Source organism: Myroides marinus (genome assembly GCF_900109075.1).
In the GTDB taxonomy this organism is placed as follows: domain Bacteria; phylum Bacteroidota; class Bacteroidia; order Flavobacteriales; family Flavobacteriaceae; genus Flavobacterium; species Flavobacterium marinum_A.
In genome coordinates, this window is the sequence record NZ_FNYS01000001.1 from 168,763 (window position 1) to 185,575 (window position 16,813).

A 16,813-nucleotide genomic window follows, 5' to 3' on the forward strand; every position below is an offset into this window, starting at 1 on the left:
ACATATTTTTATTTAAAAAAAATATAATAATAATCAATTTTAACATAAAACAAATAAAATCAACAAAAAAAATATATAAAATCCAAAAATTAAGATAAAAATAAATCACAAAAAAAGCCCTGGAGTAAACTCCAGGGCTTTTTTTGTGATTTATTTAATTTGTAACTAAGATGGTCTACGCATAATAGCATTTGTAAACTTTACTAACACCTTAGACGATTTACCTTCAACTTCCATTCTAATAGGATACCCAAATTCATCTAACTTATATGTGAATTTAAATACTTCTCCTGTTTTTTCATTAACCGCAGACTTAACCTCATTCTTAGAACTCAAAACAAAACGTACAAGATCTCCTCCTGGTACATAATCAAACAATAAATTATACTCACTATGCACAAAAGGATTGTATCCCACTCCATACTCATACGCAAATAACTTTCCTGATTCATCAGATACAGAACTCAAATTACCACGATTATTGTATTCATAAGTATAAGTCTTACCTAATTGAGTAGCTTTAATAGTATTTGCATTTAAGAACTCATACTTGATATTCTTACTAGCATCTTTCCCTTCTAAAGTAGTCAACTTACCACCTTGATAATTTGCAATCAATTTATCTAGTTCTAACTCTCCATCCTTTTTAATCACTATAGAATTTAGCTCTTCCTCTTTTAAATAACTAAACTCATAACTTAAAGGTGCTATACTTGGTATAGCAGTAATATCAATATCACTATACTCTTTTATTACTTTAGGCTTTAATATACTATTATAACTAATAGAATATAATTTTTTCACTAAATACTCTTTCTCTAAATCTAGGATGACTTCCATACTTTCTACTTTCACATAATCACCTTTACTAGGTTCCGGCTTATATGGATCATTCTCACTACTGTTACAAGAAACAAGAGTAACACCAATAAAAGCTAACACTGAAAATATTTTAAACTGTTTCATTTATTTTAATTTTAATGGTTGCAAAATAATAAATATATGGATAAAAAAAAGGTTGTTTTTACAACAACCTTTTTCTTTATTATTCAATTGGATTCTGTGGTGATAACAATGGATTTGCATCACGTTCAGCTTTTGGCAATTGTAAAGTAAATTTAGCACTTGGTGCTATAATATCTTTAAGTTGTCCTTTAGCTATGTGGTTAGTTCCTTCATAGATTCTAACTAATGAAGTACCCCAACGTTTCATATCTATTAAACCAAAACCTTCACCCCAAAGTTCAATTCTCTTTTGTATCTTAAACTCTTCGAATAAAGATTTAGACGCTAATCTCTTATTGATATCATATCCTTTATCACGTGTAGACATATAATCAACTAAAACTTTTTTAGCTTCTCCTTCTTCACCTAACTTAATTGCAGCTTCCATATAATTAAATAAGATTTCTGTCTTTCTCATATAACAGTAATCTCCTAAGAACTTAGTTTTATCAATGAACTTCGTATTAACATATAATGGTAATGCCGCATCTTCTTTCCAGTTTGGGCTACTATAAATACGTTTTCCATCAGCAAACCACTCAGTTTTACGTTTATCAGTACCATTCATTTCATCATATAAACGTTTATCAATAGATTTAGTTGTGTTACCAACACGTCCATATCCTACGTTAAATGAATCCATATGAGAAAAGTATGATGCATAGAAAGTAGTACTACTTCCGTCAATAGCAGTACCCCACATCCAATCAGCATTAGCTATTGAACTAAAGTTTCCACTATTAACAACATCAAAGCTAGCAGCACCGATATTCCCACCTAAAGCTAACTTAGCATAGTCTTTCGCTTTAGCAAATTCTTCAGTGTATAAATAATATCTAGATAAGATACCTGCTACAACAGATTGATTAATATAGTTCGCATTTGGGCGACTATATCCTTCTAGAATAGTATAAGCTCTAACTAAGTCATTCTCTATAAATTTCTTAACTTCACTAGCAGGAACTCTATTTAGTTTATAAATAAATTCTCCTTTAGGTCCTTGCTCACCTTTTTCATCAATACTCTCAATACTAATTCCATCTCCATTATATTCATATAAACGGATTAGGTTTAAGTTAGCAAATGCTCTAAGTGCTAATGCACGACCATAAATAGCATTTGACTCATACTTAGAGTCTGTACGTAACACAGATTGAATAACCTGATTAGCACTGTGAGCTAACTTATTATAATAATTATAAACCGTAGCTGTATTATAGCTTTCTAAACGATCTTGGTAAGTATAATGGTATGAAAACCAGTTAATATTAGCATAAGCAACATCATTACTCATAGCATCTACAATAATATCAACAGCTTTCTGTCCAAAATCCTCATGTGAACCTACTTCCGCAACTCCACTCTTAAACATAAGGTTTAAACCACCACTTTCAAGTCCATTATTCAAAACCATTGCAGATTCTGGGAACTTAGCTAACGCGGCCATTTGATTATCAGAGAAATTTGAATTCAAATCATTCTCTGTAAAATCTTTCGAACAAGAACCTAAAACAATAGATCCTAGAACGAAAGTAGAATATATAATTTTTTTCATAATAAACTTCTAGAATTAAAATTGGATATTAGCTCCGAATGCAAATGTTGTATATAAAGGATATCCTGTTCCAGATAAACCTGTTAAGTTTAATCTTGGATCATAACCTTGACGTTTTGACCATAAAGCTGCATTATCAACTGTTGCATATAAACGTAATCTGCTTAATCCTATACTACTTACAACATCTTTATTAAATGTATATCCTACAGTAACGTTCTGTAAGCTTAAGTAATCAGATTTGATTAACGCCATAGTCGAACCACTATATGCATTAGATTTATCATCAACATCTACACGAGGCATAGATCCTTGTTTAGTAACAGGATTCCATGTTTTATCAAAGTCATTATGTAAATTCTGACCTGCTTTTAAAGCAAAGAAGTTAGTATATTTTGTATCATAACCATAGCCACCGAATTGGTAAGCAAAGTTTGCAGATAAATCAAATCCTTTATACTCAACATTTAAACCAAATCCTCCATATAATTTTGGAAGTGGAGATTTATCAATTCTTTGGTAAGAAGCATCATTCCAGTTTTCAGTAATAGTACGCTCACCAGTTTTTTCATTAATTTTGATGAACTGAGCGTTACCATTCTCTTGGTTAACACCAACATACTCTTTTAAGTAGTACTCATAAATTGATCCTCCTTCTTCACGAATAAATTGACCAGAGATGATACTCTTTTGTCCATTTGGAAGCTTAGTAATTTCGTTCTTATAATGAGTACCGTTAACATTTAAGCTAACTTTTAAGTCATTAGTTCTAACGATATCACCTGTTAAACTAACCTCAAAACCAGTATTTTTCATATTACCAGCATTATAAGGCATTGTCTTGAATCCAGTTACTACTGGTTGAGGAACGAAGAATAACATATCGTCCACTTTTCTAACAAAGTACTCAGCATCAACAGCGATTCTACCATTTAAGAATGATCCTTCAAAACCTACGTTAAAGTTTTTATTAACCTCCCAAGTAATATCTTTATTTCCTTTTGATTCTCCAACAATCTTAATTGGTGCATCTGGATCAAAACTAGGAGTAATAGAATACTGATTTTGGAAAGGATTCATAACTAACAAGTTATCATTCCCTTGCTCACCGTAACTAGATTTTATTTTTAATTGATCAATCCATGTGATATTCTTCATGAAGTTTTCAGAAGAGATAACCCAAGCTCCACCAACTCCAAAGAAAGTTCCCCATTTATTATCTGGGTGGAAGTAAGAAGAAGCATCACGTCTAATACTTGCATTAACGAAGTATTTATTATTATACCCATAGTTAAGTTTAGCGAAATACCCTTCTAAAGAATAAGTTTCGTTTCCACCATTTGCACTATTAATAACAGCAGCATGATCAATATAAGGACTATCTGGGAATAACATATTAGTACGTTGTACATATAAGTTATCTTTCTTTCTATCCATTGTCTCGTGACCTACTAAAAAATCAACTGAATGTTGTCCAAACCATTTGTTATAGTTTAATAACTGTTGGTTAGTCACAGCATACATCTTATTATCTTGTTGATTAGCACGTCCATTAACACCAGTACCTGAACCATAAACTGGATTCATAGTGTAACGTAATATATCACTATTCATATCAGCAGATATAACATATTTAAATGTTAATCCTTCTGCTAATCTCATATCTAAATATGCTGAAGTAAACAATTGATCACCAACTGTCTTTCTGTAGTCATAAGTACCAGAAGCATATGGGTTAGCATTTTGTCCAAAAGGTCTTAAGTTAGGGCTAACACTTCCTGATCCATCATCATACATTACACTTCCATTATCATCTCTCATGATATTTCCACTAGCATCATAAGCGTGTACTGGATAGATAGGTGCGATTCTAGATGACCAGAAGAAAGGGTTAGCATAAGCAGTATTATTACCTCTGATATAATCTCCTCCCATTGGATTTTCTCTTTCAATGTGAGCATAGTTTACACTACCTCCTACTTTGAAAGTTTTATTAATACGAGAATCAATACTTAAACGTCCAGTAATTTTTTGGTAATCATTATTAGCTACGATACCTTCATTCTTCTCATGCCCTAAAGACATTAAGAATGTAGTATTATCAGTACCACCTGAAATACTTAAATTATTTTGAGTAAATAACCCATCTCTAAATAAATAATCATCATATAATTCATGATACATTAATTGTGCATTTGGGTTCATTTTTCCAGTTGCTGGATCAATTAATTGATTATCTGGTACATTATAAATATTATATCCTAAACCTGATCCTAATTTATCAGAATACTCTCTAATTAACCCTTTAGAAGCTAATTGTGAAGCATCTGCAAAACTTTTACCATTAGACATATAACTATTTCTTAAAGCACCATAGTAAGACTCATAGTACTTAGAAGGACTAGTCATTTTATCGTAATCTTGGAATTTAGAACTAGCAATACCTACTTTAGTATCAAAAGAAACATTAGTTTTTCCTGATTGTCCACGTTTAGTAGTAATAATGATAACACCATTAGCCCCTCTATTTCCATATAAAGCTGCAGCAGACGCATCTTTTAAGAAAGAGATAGTCTCAATATCAGCATTATTAATAGAATTTAATGTTCCATTAAATGGTACACCATCCACTACTAGCAACGGCTCAGAACTAGCAGAGATAGACCCTACCCCTCTAAAACGGATAGTTGCGTTATCACCAGGTGAACCACTGTTATTCATAATCTGAACCCCAGCAACCTTACCTACTAAACCTTGAGTTACATCAGACGTAGTTACATCTCTAATTTGTTTGCTATCAACTACTGCTACAGAACCAGCAATAGAAGTTTTACTTTGAGTACCATATGCAGTTACTACTACCTCTTCTAACATAGAATCTTCTGATTCTAAAGAAACGTTATAGTTGTTTGCTGTAGACACTTTGTACTCTTTATCATTCATCCCGATGAATGAGTATACTAATACATCACCAGGTTTTACTTTTAAAGAATACTTTCCGTCTAAATCTGTTTGAGTTCCTTCTTGAGTTCCTTTGATTACCACAGTTACCCCTGGTAATGGAAGACCTCCCTCAGATACTACTCCAGATAGAGTCTTTTGTTGTGCAAAAGAAGTTTGCACAGCTAGCCCTGCTGCCAGAGCTAAAGTCCATCTTAACTTAGAAATCATTATTAAATTGAATTAGTTAGTTCACAAATCTAAAAAAGTAATTACACAACCTAACCTTAATACCAATTATTAACAACAATAACCAAAACCAATCTTAACACTTTAAATAATATTTATTATTTTAACAAATAAAAAACATTATAAACTATTATAAAATTCAAATATATGCATCTTAAATAATTTGATTTTTAACTTACTATTAAAAAAAACAAAACAAATGCATTTTTTTTAACAGTACAAAACTTGAATAGTATAATTACAATCAAGGTTTACAAAAATTAGTGCCAAAAAAAAGCACTTATTTTAACAAAACATTGATTACCCTATATATCAAAATTATGATAACTCAAATAACACCATTAAGTAGATTAATACTTACTTTTGTCTTATACCTAAAGTATACATTTTATGTTATTACAGAACTATTCACAGTCTTTATTAGAAGCAGGTACAGACGAGGCTGGTAGAGGATGTATAGCTGGCCCAGTAACTGCCGCTGCTGTTATCCTACCTCAGGATTTCTTAAACGAAGAAATAAACGACTCTAAAAAAATCACTTCCAAAATACGATATAAACTTAGAGAAATCATAGAAGAAAAAGCTCTTACTTATAAAGTAACGCATCTCCATGAAGATACTATAGAAGAGTTAAACATATTACATGCTTCTATTAAAGCGATGACTTTATCTGTAGAAGCACTAGATCCTAAACCAGAATTCTTAATCATCGATGGTAATAGATTCACTCCTATTCCTAGTCTACCTCATCAGTGTATAGTTAAAGGCGATATGAAATATCTAAGTCTAGCTGCAGCCTCTATATTAGCCAAAACATATAGAGATGATTATATGGATATGATACACGAAGAGTTTCCAATGTACAATTGGAAAAAAAACAAAGGATACCCTACTAAAGAACACAGAGAAGCTATAGCTAAATATGGTCCCTGTAAGTATCACAGAATGTCTTTTAAGTTATTACCTGACCAATTAAAGCTAGAACTATAATTCTACTACTTAGAGATAATTAATTATTATCTTTCTTTTTACTATTTCTGTATTTAAGATTAGTTTTATCTTCCATAGTAGTTCCTTCGGGCACGACTTTGGTACGGTTCGGAAAACAGCTTCTTAACCCAAGTAAACACAGGGAGTTACCGAACAACATCAAAACAAACTAAGAACAAAAAATTACTACATATTGATTTACAATAACTTATACAAAAAATCTATATTCATAATTAGCCAAAAAGAGATAATTGAGTCAAAAACGCCAAACAAGGTCAAAAATATCAAATAGATAAATATTTAAAAAAATAAAGGAGCTATTTCTATATCTAGAAATAGCTCCTTTAATATATAATAGATAGTACTACTGACTAGCTAGCGAATATCTTATTCACAGCATTAATAGTGTAATCTAAATCCTCGTATGTCAATGCATCTGTAATAAACCATGTCTCATATGATGAAGGTGCGATATACACGCCCTCTGCCAATAATCCATGGAAGAATTTCTTAAACGTATCATTATTACCATATCCAGCTGTATCAAAATCTACTACCTCTCTCTCGTCAAAGAATACAGAGATCATAGATCCAACACGGTTGATAGTATAAGCTACTTTATTGTCATTTAACACTTTTCGCATTCCTCTCTCTAAGTAAGCAGTCTTCTCTTCTAATCGAGTGAATAATTCACTGTCTTTATTGATCTCTTGTAACATTGTCAATCCTGCTGCCATAGCCAATGGATTACCAGATAAAGTACCTGCCTGGTATACTGGTCCTACAGGAGCTAGATAATTCATAATTTCATTACATGCTGCAAAAGCTCCTACTGGTAGTCCACCTCCGATAACTTTACCAAATGTAACGATATCAGCATTCACTCCAAATAACTCTTGCGCTCCACCCTTAGCAAGACGGAATCCTGTCATCACCTCATCAAAGATCAATAACGTACCATGTTTATCACATAGTGCTCTTAATCCTTCTAAAAACCCTTTAGCAGGAGGTACACATCCCATATTACCAGCTACTGGCTCTACGATGATAGCTGCTACTTCTCCTTTATTAGCATCTAAGATAGACTCTACATTCGCTAAGTCATTATACGTAGCTAATAATGTATCTTTAGCAGTACCTGAAGTTACTCCAGGGCTATTAGGTGATCCGAACGTAACAGCACCACTACCTGCAGAAATCAAAAATGAATCTGAGTGTCCGTGATAACATCCTTTAAACTTAATTATCTTTTCTCTATCTGTAAATCCACGTGCTAGACGTATAGCACTCATACATGCTTCTGTACCTGAATTTACAAAACGTATTTTATCAATATTTGGAACCATAGAAACAGCTAACTCTGCTATCTTTGTTTCTATCTCTGTTGGCATACCAAAAGAAGTTCCTAATTTAGCTTTTTCGATTACAGCGTTAACTACAGGCTCATAAGCATGCCCTAATATCATAGGTCCCCATGAGTTAATGTAGTCTATAAGTTTATTGCCATCTTCATCATATAAATATGCTCCTTTAGCTTCTTTTACGAAGATAGGAGTTCCTCCGACAGATTTAAAAGCACGTACAGGAGAGTTAACTCCTCCAGGTATTACTTTCTCAGCTTCTGCAAAAAGCTGACTGCTTCTTTGGTATAACATATTATTTAATTTTTAAGGTTTGTCCGATTGAAATTGTGTTACTTGTCAGTTTATTCAACTTCTGTAGTTGTTCTACAGTTAGATTATATCTTTTAGATATATTGTATAATGTATCTCCCTTTACTACTGTGTGTGTACCACCCTTCTTCGTAGTAGAAGTCTGACTTGATTTAGATGTAGTCTTTGTGTTAGAAGCTACACTAGTACTATCTGTCGCTGTAGAGATAGTGCGAGGTCTAGGCCCAGTCACTTTCTTATTAAGCACTTCTGCATCGTACTTGTATAACTCATATCGTTCTATAAGACTAATAAGTTTATCAGCATATCGCGGATCTGTAGCATACCCAGCTTTCTTAAGTCCTACTGCCCAACCTTCGTAATCATCTTTATCTAATAAGAAGAGATCATTATATCTCCCCCTTTTACTTAAGAACAGCGAATGGTCTGTATAAGAGTCTTTAGGATTATCATACTTTCTAAAGCATTCATCTGGCGCATCATCTGTATGACGTACAGACTCGCCTTCCCATCCTTGGTGACATTTAATTCCGAAGTGGTTATTGGCATTTCTACTAAGTGTACCTTGTCCTGATCCAGATTCTAAGACTCCTTGAGCTAACTTAATACTAGCAGGCACTCCATAAGTCTGCATATTTTCTTTAGCAGTCTCTTTATATGTATGGATATAGTCACGTATATTATCACTCGTCACACTTAATCTTGACGTAGCTTCTAACACCTCACTATTACTTTTTTTCTTTTCTACTTTCTTTTTCTCCACTTCCTCTTTCTGAACTTGTGCTCTATACTCAGATTTAGATACTAGTTCTTTTTCTTTCACCTTCTTACCAGTTGGAGCAGGATACCTACTCGTTGTTAGGGGCTTACTCTTAGGCATTGGAGCTTTCTTGCTAGCACAGCCAACAAGAAATAGCATACAAATAAAAAAAATGACTCTTCTATACATACATTATTATTACTAAATTTTAATCTTTTCATTCCATCCTTGTACTCCACCAGTGTGAATTACAAGTATTCTACTATTATCCTTAAACTTCCCTTTTTTGATTTCCTCTAACACTCCATATATCATTTTCCCGTTATATATAGGATCAAATAAAATTCCTGTATCTTTATATAGCAGTCTCAAAAAAGAAAGCAATTCTTCGTTATACTTGGCATATCCACCGAAATGATAGTCTAAGACTAAATGCCAATTACTATTAGTGACAAACTTACGAATATCCTCATATAGAAAATTACCTTTTAATGCCGGAAAGCCAATTATTGTCTGATTATCGCGTGAACTATTAATAATACCTGCTATTGTCCCCCCAGTCCCTACTGCTGTACACACATAGTCAAAGGTGTAATCTTCTTCTTTTAATATTTCTTCAGTTCCCCTTATAGCCTCTTCATTCGTCCCTCCTTCTGGCACTAGATAAAACTCACCATATTTCTGTTTCAGTTTATCTATAATCACCTCATCTGCTTTCTGTCTATATTCTGTTCTAGTCATAAAGCCAAGCTGCATACCATCGGTTACAGCCTTAGTCAGAGTAGCATTTCCTGTATAATTATCTTCTAGCTCTTCTCCTCTTATGATACCTATCGTCTCTATACCACAGATACGTCCTGCCGCTGCTGTAGCTGCAATATGATTAGAATATGCTCCTCCAAAAGTCAATAGCTTACTATATCCTAACTCTTTCGCTTTTAAAATATTGTACTTTAACTTTCTGAATTTATTACCAGAAACCTCTTCATGTAACAAATCTTCTCTCTTGACAAAAATAGTAATACCACGAGGTAATTCTACATTTAACTGTTCATTATATACATTCTCTTTCTCAAACATTATTTCTTATTTCTTAAGAATGAAAAATACTTTCTGTTTTTTAGATACTCTAGATTATGTTCATATTGATAAGCTTCTCGCTCAAAAATAATAGATCTATAAGCAGTCTTCACATCATTACTCTTAATGTAATGCATTATGAACTCTAGGATATACCAGATGTAAAAAAACACTACCAACAGCTCTAACTGTTGGCGTAGGTGAATACGCTCATGATTAATTAGATACGCATTATTCTTATCCTCAACTGACCTCAGAATGATAAAAGGAAACAATGTTACTCCTTGGTATCCCTTAGGCACTAAATTCTTACAGATTACTATCATCTTCTTTTTAGAACTTTTTAATACTAGAGGTATTTATACTTTCCAACTTTATTACTATCTTCCCATCTGTTTATGACACTATCACATAATAGATAAACGACTTAGCAAAAGTACTTAATGATTTTTGCTAATCCGTGTCTATTTAAGTAAAAATTAATAACAAACTAAAAAATATAAAAATGACTTTTCAAGAACATATTTTACAAGGAATACCTACTGTATTACCTCCTAAAAAAGAGTATGATCTTTCTATCAATCACGCTCCTAAGAGAAAAGAAATCTTATCAGAGGATGAGAAAGTATTAGCTCTTAAGAATGCTTTGCGCTATTTCCCTAGCGAAAATCACAGTACCCTTATTCCTGAGTTCAAAGAAGAACTTGAAAAGTATGGAAGAATATATATGTATCGCTTACGCCCAGATTACAAGATGTATGCTAGACCAATCGATGAATATCCAGGTCAATGTCTACAGGCTAAGGCGATCATGCTAATGATTCAAAACAACTTAGACTATGCAGTGGCACAACATCCTCATGAACTAATCACTTATGGAGGTAATGGAGCTGTATTCTCTAACTGGGCTCAGTACTTACTAACGATGAAATATCTAGGTGAAATGACTGACGAACAGACTTTAGTAATGTATTCTGGTCATCCGATGGGATTATTCCCATCACATAAAAACGCTCCTAGAGTAGTTGTTACTAATGGTATGATGATTCCTAATTATTCTAAGCCAGATGATTGGGAAAAGTTTAATGCACTAGGAGTGACACAGTATGGTCAGATGACCGCTGGTAGCTATATGTATATCGGACCACAAGGTATCGTACATGGTACTACTATCACGGTATTAAATGGTGGTAGAAAAATCTCTAAAAATGGAGAAGGTCTAGCTGGTAAATTATTCGTTACTTCTGGATTAGGAGGAATGAGTGGTGCTCAGCCTAAGGCGGGTAATATAGCGGGATGTATTACTGTATGTGCTGAAGTAAACCCTAAAGCAGTATACACTAGACACTCACAAGGTTGGGTAGATGAAGTAGTAACTGACATCAATGCTTTAGTAGTTCGTGTTAAAAAGGCACAAGAGAATAAAGAAATAGTTTCTATCGCTTACCAAGGTAACGTAGTAGATATATGGGAAGAATTTGATAAACAGAACTTATATATTGATTTAGGATCTGATCAGACTTCTCTACACAATCCATGGGCTGGTGGTTACTATCCTGTAGGAGTATCTTTTGAAGAGGCAAATGATTTGATGGCTAATAACCCAATTAAATTTAAGGAATTAGTACAAGAGTCTCTTAGAAGACAGGCTACTGCTATAAATAAGCATACAGCTAAGGGGACGTACTTCTTTGATTATGGGAATGCTTTCTTATTAGAAGCTTCTAGAGCTGGAGCTGATGTGATGGCTGCTAATAATATAGACTTTAGATATCCTAGTTATGTACAGGATATTATGGGACCAATGTGTTTTGACTATGGATTTGGTCCTTTTAGATGGGTATGTACTTCGGGTAATCCTGAGGACTTAGCGAAAACAGATATGATAGCATGTGAAGTATTAGAAGAGATGATTAAGAACTCTCCTATAGAAATACAACAACAGATGGCTGATAATATCCGTTGGATAAAAGGTGCTCAAGAGAACAAACTTGTAGTAGGTTCTCAGGCTCGTATCTTATACGCAGATGCTGAAGGACGTATTAATATAGCTAGAGCATTTAATGATGCTATTAAAGCGGGTAAGATAGGTCCTGTAGTGCTAGGTAGAGATCACCATGATGTATCTGGTACAGATTCTCCATACAGAGAAACATCTAATATCTATGATGGCTCTAAGTTTACAGCTGATATGGCTATCCACAATGTTATCGGCGATAGCTTTAGAGGAGCTACATGGGTATCTATCCACAATGGTGGTGGTGTAGGATGGGGTGAAGTAATCAATGGTGGGTTTGGCATGTTACTTGATGGTACTATCGAAGCTCAAAAAAGATTAGAGTCTATGTTATTCTGGGATGTAAACAATGGTATCGCTAGAAGAAGCTGGGCTCGTAATGATGAAGCTATCTTCGCTATTAAAAGAGCTATGGAGGTAGAACCATTGTTAAAGGTAACTATACCTAATCTAGTAGACGAAAACTTATTAAAATAATTAATAAACAATGAAACTCATGAAAGCTTTTAAATTATTACCACTAGCTCTACTGATGTTATTCGTAACTTCATGTAGTAGCGTAAAAGTTACAGCTGACTATGACAAAGCTGTAGACTTCCAACAGTATAAAACATATGCTTTCTTTAAAGAAGGTATTGATCAAGCTAAGGTGAATGACTTAGACAAAAAAAGAATTCTTAATGCTATAGATGCTAATCTTGCTGCTAAAGGTCTTGTGAAAACAGATAAAAATCCTGATTTTGTTATTAATATCTTCACCAAAGCTCAAGAGCAAGTAAATGTTACTAATAACAGTCATTTTTACTCTCCTTATGGATACTATGGATGGGGATGGGGACCATACTGGGGACCTAATAATACAACTGTAACTACGTCTATCGAAGGAACATTGTATATCGACATCCTAGACACGAATAAGAAAGCGTTAATCTGGCAGGGTATAGGAACTGGTTATTTAGATAAAGCTCCTAATCCTGAAAAGAAAGAACAACGTATCAATGATTTTATCGAAAAGATACTGACTAAGTTTCCTCCTGTTATAGAGAAGAAATAAAAGAATAAAAGAAAGGCTCTCCAATGGAGAGCCTTTTTCGTTTAAGAGCTTATCAAGTTATCTATTCTTAATTTCTTTTTTTAGCTCCTCAAAAGAGAAACCTGTGTTTCGTCTTTCTATATCCAGACTTTTACCAGTATCTCCTGGATTTACATTGACAATACCTAAGCCATTGTACACTCCTTTATATTTAACTTCTAATGCATAATCAACAGATATAAACTCATACTCTACTTCACCTTTCCCTTTTGATAACGAAGTCAAAGGTGATAACCATTTTGCATACGCCTTCTCTATATCCATAGAAAGTATTTCTGCTTCTATCTCTCTGTCTATCACTCCTAAACCTCCAAGTATCACAACCTTATTAGCAGGAACTTCATATGGCAATATAACTTTATCTGTATCATTTGGAACAATAACCTTCATAATATACATAGCAAAAGTTCCTTCTACATTATCAGCAAACAATTTATAAACATAATATGCTTCTTTACCTTCCTTGTACAATATTGGTTTCTTGGTATTCTTATCAACATCAATAGTCAATTCAACATTCTTTATATCATACTTCACCCCATTAATAGTAAAAGTCTGATCTGTCACACTTGGTTTTAGTAAAACTTTCACTTCTAAAATATCACTGTTTGAATATCCTTCTTTAGTAGCCACAAATCTATATGTCCCAAACTTATCCATAACTAGAGTAGATGATTCAAGAGTTCCTCCTTCTATGTATTGTATCTTAGCTCCTTCTACCTCTTTACCATCTGCCATCACACTAAACTTGACAGACTCTCCAAGATAAACAGTATTCTTATCTACAGTTAACTTTAATTTATTGGCAATAACCTCGCCTCCATCTGAAACAAAAATAGAAACTGGGGCACTTGCTTTATATCCTATTTTCTTAGCGATTACATTATAAACTCCTTTCTTATCAAACTTAAAATCTTTAGAAATTTTCACTCCATTTAGATAAAAACTTGCATCCTCTACTTTATTATTGTCCTTATCTATTGCTGTAAAGGCTACCAATTCACCAATAGCTACTTTGGTCTTATCTGGCTTAATAAACAACTCTTTCTTTCCAGAATCATCTATAGTGTCATCTTCTTTACTACACCCTACAGCTGCTACTATCAGTAACATTACTGTAAAATACTTTAATATATTTTTCATGTACTTTAATTGATTAATTATTAAAAACTAATAGAGAAAGCTTGCTTTACACTTTTAGTCTCTTTTTTAATAGGAACAAAACTCAGCCCTTTGAACTCACCCTTATAAACTACTTGAAGTTTTTTATCTTTTGTAATTATGTTATAGTTAATTTCTCCTTTACTGGTTTTATCAGGATTCGTTGGGTCAAAAGGTGCTATAGGTTTTATCCAATCAATATTTACTTCCGCTATATCCTGGGCATTAAATGATACAGTAGTATTATTACCTACTACACCAACTCCTCCAATAGAAAATACGTCTGTTGGTTTTGCCGAGCTTGGATAAATAAACTTAGTTTCATTATCTGCTACATAAACTCCTATCAAATAAGATGTTAATGCCTGTCTAACTCTATTAATTGAAACTAACTCATACACTTGAAATTTCTTTCCTGTAGCTTTATCAGTATAATGGTAAGGTTTAATATTCGCATCATCTTCAGCTTGTACATGTGCTGCAAACTGTACTTCTCCTATACCATACTTCTCATCAACTATTGAGAAGAATTGATTCTCATCAATAGGTTTATCTTTTACTTTTATGGTAACTACATTGCTATTTAAATACTCACCTTTAAAAGCATAAAGTTTAAACGTTCCTTCAGTAAGTGATGTCCAAGTATCACCTAACAATATCCCTCTTCCCATTACCTCTATATAATAATCAGTAACTGGTTCACCATTGGCAAGAACTTGGAAAGTTACATTATCACCTGCTACAATTTCTGCTTTACTTGCTACAAGTTCTAATCTCTTATTTAATACTCTTCCTACCAATATCGTTTTTGGAGAACTCATATTATAACCATTCTTTCTAGCAACGACATTATACGTACCACTCTTTACAAACTTATATGGGTTACTAACTTTCACGTTATTTATAAAGTAATCAGCTCCTTCAATTATCTTGTTATTAGAATCTACAGCACTAAATTTAACTACCTCGCCTTCCTCTACAGTCATCTTATCCACTTTGACTATGAGTTCTTTTAATTCTGTACTTGCATCATCACTACTACAGCTTACAGCTACAATAGTTAATAGTAATACAGAGAAATATTTTAAAACCTGTTTCATATTTAATTCTTTAGTAATTGTTATTAATTATTTACCTAAACATTACTTTTATAAATTTCACTTTTAGGTATTTCTTTGTCCTATTAGACAGTTTATTTAGATTGCGGTACAATCTCATAATCATCTCTAAATCTAAGTCCGTTGTATTCTCCTTGATAGTTAATCTCAACTTTTTTATCTTTTGTAGTTATTTGATAACTGATTGTTCCAGGTTTCACATAAGAATGTTCAAATGGACTTATCCATTTAAAATTAACTGTCTCTAAATCCTTTAATGCATAAGCTCTTGATTTAGTTTGTGTAAAAAAATATACAAAAGACACTTTCGTATATTTTATATTCTCTTGGTTAGGTACAACAAAATTAGTTTCTGTAGATGCTACATAGACTCTAAGTTCGACTATGAATTCACTTTGTAGAAGAGGAGCACTACTATTCTTAGCGTACAAACGATACTTTTGATAAGTCCTATTAGTTACTTCGTCAGTATAGATATATGGAACTCTTTTTCCACTATTAATATCATATGCTGTATATACTTCTAGATAAACATCATCTATTGAATATTCTTTTTCGTCAATAATAAAACGCTGATCTTCTTTAGGTTTCACATTAATACTAATAATTTCACTATCATAAAAGCCTTCCTTTACAGCATAAAATTGATGAGTACCTATTTTATTAGCATACCACGTATTACCACTAAACAATCCATTCCCAACATATTTTATAGAGAAATCAGATATAACACTTCCTTCTGCAGTTACATTAAAAAGCACATCCTCACCTATTGCAACTTCAGTACCACTAGCGATAAGAGTTAGTTTCTTAATAACCCTATTAACAAGAATATCAATTGCTTTACTATTCTTATAGCCATTCTTTTTAGCAGTTACATTAAAAGTCCCTACTGTATTGAACTTATAAGGATTACTAACCTTAATATTGTTTACATAATAATCTACCTCATTAATCACCTTATCATTAACATCTCTAGCACTAAAGAATATAGACTCTCCTTCATTTATAGTAGACTTATCTACTTTGATAATTAGTTCTTTTAATTCAGCATTAGCATCATCATTACTACAGCCTACACCAAAAAACATTAATAGTAATACAACAAAATATTTTAAAACCTGTTTCATGTCTTTACATTTTATTTGATTAAAAAAGATTATTTATTACTC

General features: G+C 32.8%; 13 protein-coding genes. 3 read left to right on the forward strand and 10 right to left on the reverse strand.

Going from position 1 to position 16,813, the window contains the following annotated elements:
• Positions 1–165 precede the first annotated feature (165 nt).
• The 3 genes from BMX53_RS00785 to BMX53_RS00795 all read right to left on the reverse strand — a co-directional run bounded on the left by BMX53_RS00785 (position 166) and on the right by BMX53_RS00795 (position 5,731).
• Positions 166–966, reverse strand: a complete 801-nt coding sequence (locus tag BMX53_RS00785) for a hypothetical protein (RefSeq protein WP_074744131.1) — start codon at positions 964–966, stop codon at positions 166–168.
• 79 nt (positions 967–1,045) lie between these two features.
• The gene (locus tag BMX53_RS00790; RefSeq protein WP_074744133.1) at positions 1,046–2,560 is read right to left on the reverse strand and encodes a RagB/SusD family nutrient uptake outer membrane protein; all 1,515 of its coding nucleotides are present in this window, start codon (positions 2,558–2,560) and stop codon (positions 1,046–1,048) included.
• A 15-nt stretch (positions 2,561–2,575) separates the two neighbouring features.
• Positions 2,576–5,731, reverse strand: a complete 3,156-nt coding sequence (locus BMX53_RS00795; RefSeq protein ID WP_074744135.1) for a SusC/RagA family TonB-linked outer membrane protein — start codon at positions 5,729–5,731, stop codon at positions 2,576–2,578.
• 408 nt (positions 5,732–6,139) lie between these two features.
• Here BMX53_RS00795 and BMX53_RS00800 point away from each other — a divergent pair, with 408 nt between their 5' ends.
• Positions 6,140–6,739 carry a ribonuclease HII gene (locus tag BMX53_RS00800; protein WP_038984773.1) on the forward strand — a complete coding sequence of 200 codons (600 nt, stop codon included), beginning with the start codon at positions 6,140–6,142 and terminating at the stop codon, positions 6,737–6,739.
• 371 nt (positions 6,740–7,110) lie between these two features.
• Here the strand turns inward: BMX53_RS00800 and hemL are convergent, their stop codons facing one another.
• From hemL to BMX53_RS00820, 4 genes are all read right to left on the reverse strand, one after another.
• Positions 7,111–8,394, reverse strand: coding sequence for a glutamate-1-semialdehyde 2,1-aminomutase (gene hemL, locus BMX53_RS00805; protein WP_074744138.1), 1,284 nt, complete (start codon positions 8,392–8,394; stop codon positions 7,111–7,113).
• A gap of 1 nt (position 8,395) precedes the next feature.
• The gene (locus tag BMX53_RS00810; RefSeq protein ID WP_038984783.1) at positions 8,396–9,292 is read right to left on the reverse strand and encodes a glucosaminidase domain-containing protein; all 897 of its coding nucleotides are present in this window, start codon (positions 9,290–9,292) and stop codon (positions 8,396–8,398) included.
• An 81-nt stretch (positions 9,293–9,373) separates the two neighbouring features.
• The gene (locus BMX53_RS00815; protein ID WP_074744140.1) at positions 9,374–10,252 is read right to left on the reverse strand and encodes a 1-aminocyclopropane-1-carboxylate deaminase/D-cysteine desulfhydrase; all 879 of its coding nucleotides are present in this window, start codon (positions 10,250–10,252) and stop codon (positions 9,374–9,376) included.
• Complete coding sequence (locus BMX53_RS00820; protein ID WP_074744142.1) at positions 10,252–10,578, reverse strand: hypothetical protein; 327 nt, start codon at positions 10,576–10,578, stop codon at positions 10,252–10,254. Before BMX53_RS00820 ends, BMX53_RS00815 begins: the two co-directional genes overlap by 1 nt.
• Positions 10,579–10,757: 179 nt before the next feature.
• Between BMX53_RS00820 and BMX53_RS00825 the strand changes: the two genes are divergently transcribed.
• Both BMX53_RS00825 and BMX53_RS00830 read left to right on the forward strand, forming a co-directional pair.
• Positions 10,758–12,746: a urocanate hydratase gene (locus BMX53_RS00825; RefSeq protein WP_074744144.1), complete on the forward strand. Its 1,989-nt coding sequence runs from the start codon at positions 10,758–10,760 to the stop codon at positions 12,744–12,746.
• A gap of 19 nt (positions 12,747–12,765) precedes the next feature.
• Positions 12,766–13,323, forward strand: coding sequence for a DUF4136 domain-containing protein (locus tag BMX53_RS00830; protein WP_074744146.1), 558 nt, complete (start codon positions 12,766–12,768; stop codon positions 13,321–13,323).
• Between the two features lie 57 nt (positions 13,324–13,380).
• Here BMX53_RS00830 and BMX53_RS00835 read toward each other — a convergent pair whose 3' ends face one another.
• The 3 genes from BMX53_RS00835 to BMX53_RS00845 all read right to left on the reverse strand — a co-directional run bounded on the left by BMX53_RS00835 (position 13,381) and on the right by BMX53_RS00845 (position 16,771).
• Positions 13,381–14,505: a hypothetical protein gene (locus BMX53_RS00835; RefSeq protein ID WP_074744148.1), complete on the reverse strand. Its 1,125-nt coding sequence runs from the start codon at positions 14,503–14,505 to the stop codon at positions 13,381–13,383.
• Positions 14,506–14,525: 20 nt separating this feature from the next.
• The gene (locus BMX53_RS00840; protein ID WP_074744150.1) at positions 14,526–15,623 is read right to left on the reverse strand and encodes a hypothetical protein; all 1,098 of its coding nucleotides are present in this window, start codon (positions 15,621–15,623) and stop codon (positions 14,526–14,528) included.
• A gap of 92 nt (positions 15,624–15,715) precedes the next feature.
• Positions 15,716–16,771 carry a hypothetical protein gene (locus BMX53_RS00845; RefSeq protein ID WP_143061399.1) on the reverse strand — a complete coding sequence of 352 codons (1,056 nt, stop codon included), beginning with the start codon at positions 16,769–16,771 and terminating at the stop codon, positions 15,716–15,718.
• Positions 16,772–16,813 lie beyond the last annotated feature (42 nt).